This window comes from Bacillus cereus group sp. BfR-BA-01524 (assembly GCF_022662595.1).
GTDB classification, from domain to species: Bacteria; Bacillota; Bacilli; order Bacillales; family Bacillaceae_G; genus Bacillus_A; species Bacillus_A thuringiensis_S.
In genome coordinates, this window is record NZ_JAKUDW010000169.1 from 1 (window position 1) to 5,859 (window position 5,859).

Sequence of the window (5,859 nt, forward strand, 5' to 3'; positions counted from 1 at the left end):
CAAAAGAAGGAAATTAAATAATATATAGTTATAACGAGGAGCATCCAAAAAGTGGTGCTCTTTTTATATTATAGGGATTAATTAGTTTTACTGAATATAGAACTGTAGGAGGAATTGAGACTAGAACATGGGGGCCTATCTCTTCAAATCATGGTGTTTAGGGCAATAGTTTTGGTGGTAACGTTACAATACAAACATTTTATTGGAGATTTTCTAAATTTACATACACTCTAGATAGACTACATATCAACTTCAGATACTTGTTTTATGATACAAGTAATCAAACAAAAGGAGGGCAATACAAAATGATTAAAACAGTATTAACAGGGCACTCTTTTAAGTACAGGAGATTATTAGCAGGTGGAGCAAATGTTGAAGATGTACAGACAGATAAGCATATTCCATATGAACAAGATGAATTGCAGCAAACTCTAGAAAAGTACGATTCGAAGAAGTTTGAGTTATAAAAAGAAAATAGATAAATGAACAAGAGAAAAGTATTTTTATTTTCATTTGGATATAGGACTTGAATCAAACTTTTATACTAAAATATATAGGGCAAAAAGGAGGGAGTACATTGCACAAAATTATTTATGGAATATTAATTTTAATATATACTTTGTATTCATTTTTTGTAAGTGATGGAAGTGAAGTAAGGTTTATTATGCTGTTAACTATAGTACTTATCTTTTCTGTGGTTTTAGAAAAAGGAAATGCAAACAAAAAGACTGATTAAGGATCGTTTTGTTTGCATTTTTTTAATTGGCTATTACAGTCCAGATGTTTTAGGGGGAGCACCAAATTTCATTTTGGGGGCACTATTAAATTTTTAGTTGATGAAAATACGGTGCAACTCCTACTAGAGAAAACACCGCCTAAAATAGAAAACTTTTAACCTATTATCCTCTATTCCGTAGCTTTTAAGGTATTTAACACGACTTTGGTTGCGTCTGCAATAAGTTTATCATCATATTTAGCATCTTCTTTATCATGATTAGAAAGTATAGCAAGAACAATCGGCTTTTTATTTGGTGGCCAAATAATTGCGATATCATTTCTTGTTCCGTAAGATCCCGCGCCTGTTTTATCAGCTACTTCCCATCCTTTTGGTACGCCCGCACGAATCAATTTATCTCCAGTTGTATTTCTCTTCATCCAATCTACTAATAGTTCACGTTTTTCTATTGGAAGTGCAGTCCCTAATGTAAATGATTGAAGCGTCTTAGCTATTGCTTCTGGTGTACTGGTATCATGTGTTTCTCCTGGATGCACTTCATTTAATTCAGGTTCAAATCGTTCTGAAGTAGTAACAGTATCTCCCATTTCTCTCAAGATTTTTTCAAATTCAGAGGGACCTCCTAACTGTTTAAGAATCAAATTATGTGCTGTGCTGTCACTATATCGAACTGAAGCATCTGCAAGTTCTTTTAACGTCATTCCTGTATCAACATGCTTTTCAGTAATTGGATTATAATTAGAAAGATCTTCATGAGTATACGTAATTCTTTGATCAAGAGCTTCTAATGAGTTCTTGCGTAAAAGAGCGCCCGCAGCTAATGATTTAGATGTAGATGCAAACGCAAAACGATCATCTGAATGATAAGCAATCGTTTGATTCGTACCTGTGTCCAGTGCATAAATACCAAGCTTAGCATCATATTCTTTTTCAAGTTTAGCAAAAGATTGATTACCTGTATTTTCTTGTTTAATTTGATTAGCTTGATTCGTTTGTTTAGGTGGTTCAGATTGAGCATTACTATTGGAACAGCCTATAAGTGATACACATGAAAGTAATACTACAGGTACAATCTTTTTGTAATGTAAAATGTTATAGAACTTGTTTAAAACGAACATAAATTTTCAACCTCTTTCAAGAATATATGGATTTTGTCTAGGTATTCTAAATACCGATGCAATTAAAGATGACATAAGGTAACAATACTACTGCAGCTGAAATTTCACAGGTTAAATGACATCCAAAACGTTTATCCCGCTATTTGCCGGGCAGTAAGACCCCCGCTGATTAAAGTTTCACTTTATATGATTGATAAGTCACAGTTTGCGTTATTTCTTTTTTGTTTCCACTTGTAATGGTTCACCTGTGAAAGTATTACAATACATGTTTTTTACTTTTGGGAATAATAAGTCCTTTCATTTTTTTGTAATACATAAAAATAGATGTCAAACGGGATATGTTGTATCCAATCTGGACAACTCATATTAGAAATACACTTATTAGACACTCTAAGTAATAAATTTGTTCCACTTTAAGATGAGGAAGAATTTGGGGTTTTTAAAATAACAATGGAACTACGTGTTTTTTCGTCATACAAAAACCTCTACATATAAGTAGAGGTTTTTAAATTGCATATTAGTGAATTATGCTTTTTTAGATAAACGAAGATAATAGAATACATAATTTTAACTAGACTTATTATTAACTAATGTATCCCCACCAAGCTCCGCCTCAATCTGCGAAGTCTTCGATGACTCATCCATACGCCAATACGTAATAAAGCTGATTGCAATACATCCAGCTACGTAGAAGTAGAATAGTGATTCCATTCCGATACTTTTTAGCCATAATGCGATGAACTCAGCAGTTCCGCCGAATATCGCAACTGTGAGGGCATATGGTAAACCTACGCCGAGTGCGCGAATTTCAGTTGGGAAGAGTTCTGCTTTTACAATTGCGTTAATGGAAGTGTAACCAGTAACAATAATGAGACCGACCATCATGAGTAAGAATGCTACGATTGGTTCTGTCGTTTTTTCCATGAAGAAGAAGATGGGCGCTGTTAATAATGTTCCGAGAATACCGAATGCCATTAATAGTGGGCGGCGTCCAATTTTATCGGATAGTAGCCCAGCAATCGGTTGAAGTACAACGAATATAAGTAGTGCGACAAAGTTAATCCAGCTTACAACTTCTTTCGGAAGGCCGACTGTGTTTACCATGAACTTTTGTAAATATGTTGTGTACGTATAAAATGCAACGGTGCCTCCTAAAGTTAGGCCGACTACTGTTAATACTGCTTTCGGATGTTTCATAAGAGCGCTAATGGTTCCTGCGCTTTCACGTTTTTGTGATTTTATGTTTGAGAACTGCTCCGACTCATCCATCGTGCGGCGAAGCCATAATACAGCTACTGCACCCATCGCTCCAATAATGAACGGAATACGCCATCCCCAAGCTTTCATATCTGGTTCGCTTAGTAATTGCTGAAGAACAATTTGAACGCCTAACGCAACCATTTGTCCAGCAACGAGCGTTACATATTGGAAACTTGAATAAAAGCCGCGGCGTCCACTACTAGCCATTTCAGATAAATACGTTGCGGAAGTCCCATACTCTCCGCCGAGTGATAATCCTTGTAGTAAACGGGCAAGAACTAAAATAATTGGTGCCATAATACCGATGCTTTCGTAACTAGGTGTACAGGCGATAATTAAAGAACCACCAGCCATAACTGTAATCGAAAGCGTTAATGCTGCCCGGCGTCCGTGCCGATCCGCATAACGTCCCATTAATAAACTTCCGATAGGGCGCATTAAAAAACCAACTGCGAAAATAGCTGCTGTGTTCAGTAACTGACTCGTTGGATCACCTTTAGGAAAGAACTCTGCTGAGAAGTAAACAGCGAAAGCAGAGTAAACGTACCAGTCATACCATTCAATTAAATTGCCGACAGAACCTTTAAAGATATTGCCAGCGACTCGGTTTGATTTTACTTGAGCCATACTAATTCCTCCTCTTGCTTAGTAATAAAATGATAAATATGAAAGCGTGTTCATTCTAGTTGAATTGTACTGTCTATAGAATAAAATCTCAATATTATGACAATTTTATTCTTTTTGTACTTTATGTTCATGGAGAGTTTTAATAGTTGCTTCATTATTCGTTTTGTCATAATAATAGAAAAAGGAGATTGATAGTTTTGAATATTTTATCAAAGGATATGAAGCATGAAAAAATCACGCAAAGTGTCATTACAAACGAAAATAGTAAGCTTAATTATCGCGTTAATTTTATTTGTCGTTCTCCTATTAGCGGGAATGTTTGTTTACATTCAGTCCGTTGATACGAAGCGCCAAGTAGAACAGTTAGCACTGCAAACGGCTAAATCTCTTTCTTTTATGCCAGCGATAAAAGAGGCTTTTCAATATAACGAGCATAAAAGTACCATTCAATCCATTGCGGAACAAGTTCGTGAGCAAGCTGGTGCGGATTATGTCATTATAGAAGATCGCTATGGGGTTATGTATTCCCATTCAAATTCTGAGTTAATTGGTAAAAAGAGTAACAATCCATATAACTATGAAGCACTCACTTTTGGCGGATACTATACGCTTGAAGGAAATGGTACAAGTGGCCCGGCTTTAATGGCGAAGGCACCTATTATTGTTCATAACGGAGATTACGATCAAGTAGTAGGCATTGTGACAGTAGAGTTTTTAATAAAAGGTATTCAATCTAACATATTGAGCAGAACGAAAGAAATTATACTCTTTTCTTTAGCTGTATTATTAGTCGGTATTGTTGGTGGAATTCTTTTAGCACGTAGCATTCGTAAAGATACACTCGGCTTAGAGCCGAATGAAATCGCAGCGCTATACCGGGAACGAAGTGCGATACTACTATCTATAAAAGAAGGAATTATCGCTATTGATCAAAACGGTTTTATTACGATGATGAATACGTCGGCAGAAGAAATGTTACATGTAAATGATGATTATATGCAGCAGCACATTTCAAAAGTTTTACCGGAATTTAATATGGAGAGGGTGCTAGAAAACGATCAAGAAATTGCGTTTCAAGATAAGGTGTTTATTTTAAATATGACGCCGATACTCGAAAATAACAGTACGGTAGGAGTTGTATGTAGTTTTAGGGATAAAACAGAACTGCAAAACCTTGTGAATACGATATCTGAGGTAAGAAAATATTCCGAGGACTTACGTGCTCAAACACATGAATTTACAAATAAGCTGTTCGTCTTATCAGGATTACTTCAGTTAGGACATTACAAAGAAGCAATTGAATTTATCCAGCAAGAATCTAATATTCATCAAAGTCAAAATCATATTTTATTCCATCAAATTCATGATGCGAAAGTACAAGCTATTTTATTAGGAAAAATCGGAACAGCGTCTGAGAAGAAAATTGATTTTCATATTGAAGGAGATAGTGCACTTCATCCGTTACCAGACCATATAAAAGTGTCGCACCTCATTACGATTCTTGGCAACATAATCGATAATGCATTTGATGCAGTAAGTGAACGAGAGGAAAAGAACGTTTCCTTCTTTGTTACAGATATTGGGTACGATATTGTGTTTGAAGTGATAGATAGCGGGATCGGGATACCGGCAGAAAAAATAACGACCATTTTTCAAAAAGGATTTTCAACGAAAGGAACTGATTGTGGTTACGGACTAGCAAACGTGAAAGAAATGATAGAACTACTCCAGGGAACAATTGAAATTCAAAACGAGAAAAATGGGGGAGCTATTTTTACAATTTACTTTCTGAAAACATTGAAAGAAAGTACATGACAAACAGGGGGATGGACATATGTTGAAGGTTGCAATTGCAGAAGATGATTTCCGCGTCGCGCAAATTCAAGAAGAGTTTTTATTAAAAATAAAGGATGTAAAAGTGATCGGAAAAGCATTGAACGCGAAAGAAACGATAGAACTACTACAAAGGGAAGAAATTGATTTACTTCTATTAGATAATTATTTACCAGATGGAATCGGAACAGACTTACTGCCGAAAATTCACGCAGATTTTCCAAACGTTGATGTCATTATGGTTACTGCGGCGAATGAAAACCATATGTTAGAAAAAGCGATTCG

At 35.7% G+C, this 5,859-nt stretch carries 6 protein-coding genes; 4 read left to right on the top strand and 2 right to left on the bottom strand.

Features of this window, described 5'->3' with window-relative positions; all coding sequences use genetic code 11:
* The first annotated feature begins 305 nt into the window (after positions 1–305).
* Both MR170_RS29430 and MR170_RS29435 read left to right on the top strand, forming a co-directional pair.
* Positions 306–467, top strand: a complete 162-nt coding sequence (locus MR170_RS29430; RefSeq protein ID WP_016082676.1) for a hypothetical protein — start codon at positions 306–308, stop codon at positions 465–467.
* Between the two features lie 110 nt (positions 468–577).
* A complete protein-coding gene (locus MR170_RS29435) occupies positions 578–736 on the top strand; it encodes a hypothetical protein (RefSeq protein WP_164083071.1) in 159 nt (52 codons plus the stop codon).
* A gap of 170 nt (positions 737–906) precedes the next feature.
* On the opposite strand, the gene blaIII is transcribed toward MR170_RS29435, so the two are convergent.
* Both blaIII and MR170_RS29445 read right to left on the bottom strand, forming a co-directional pair.
* A complete protein-coding gene (gene blaIII / locus MR170_RS29440; RefSeq protein ID WP_016082674.1) occupies positions 907–1,854 on the bottom strand; it encodes a class A beta-lactamase BlaIII in 948 nt (315 codons plus the stop codon).
* Between the two features lie 567 nt (positions 1,855–2,421).
* The gene (locus MR170_RS29445; protein WP_016082673.1) at positions 2,422–3,741 is read right to left on the bottom strand and encodes an MFS transporter; all 1,320 of its coding nucleotides are present in this window, start codon (positions 3,739–3,741) and stop codon (positions 2,422–2,424) included.
* Between the two features lie 225 nt (positions 3,742–3,966).
* Here MR170_RS29445 and MR170_RS29450 point away from each other — a divergent pair, with 225 nt between their 5' ends.
* Positions 3,967–5,556 carry an ATP-binding protein gene (locus MR170_RS29450; RefSeq protein WP_242310449.1) on the top strand — a complete coding sequence of 530 codons (1,590 nt, stop codon included), beginning with the start codon at positions 3,967–3,969 and terminating at the stop codon, positions 5,554–5,556.
* A gap of 19 nt (positions 5,557–5,575) precedes the next feature.
* Positions 5,576–5,859: response regulator (locus tag MR170_RS29455; RefSeq protein WP_242310450.1), on the top strand; the 284-nt coding region annotated here is incomplete at its 3' end.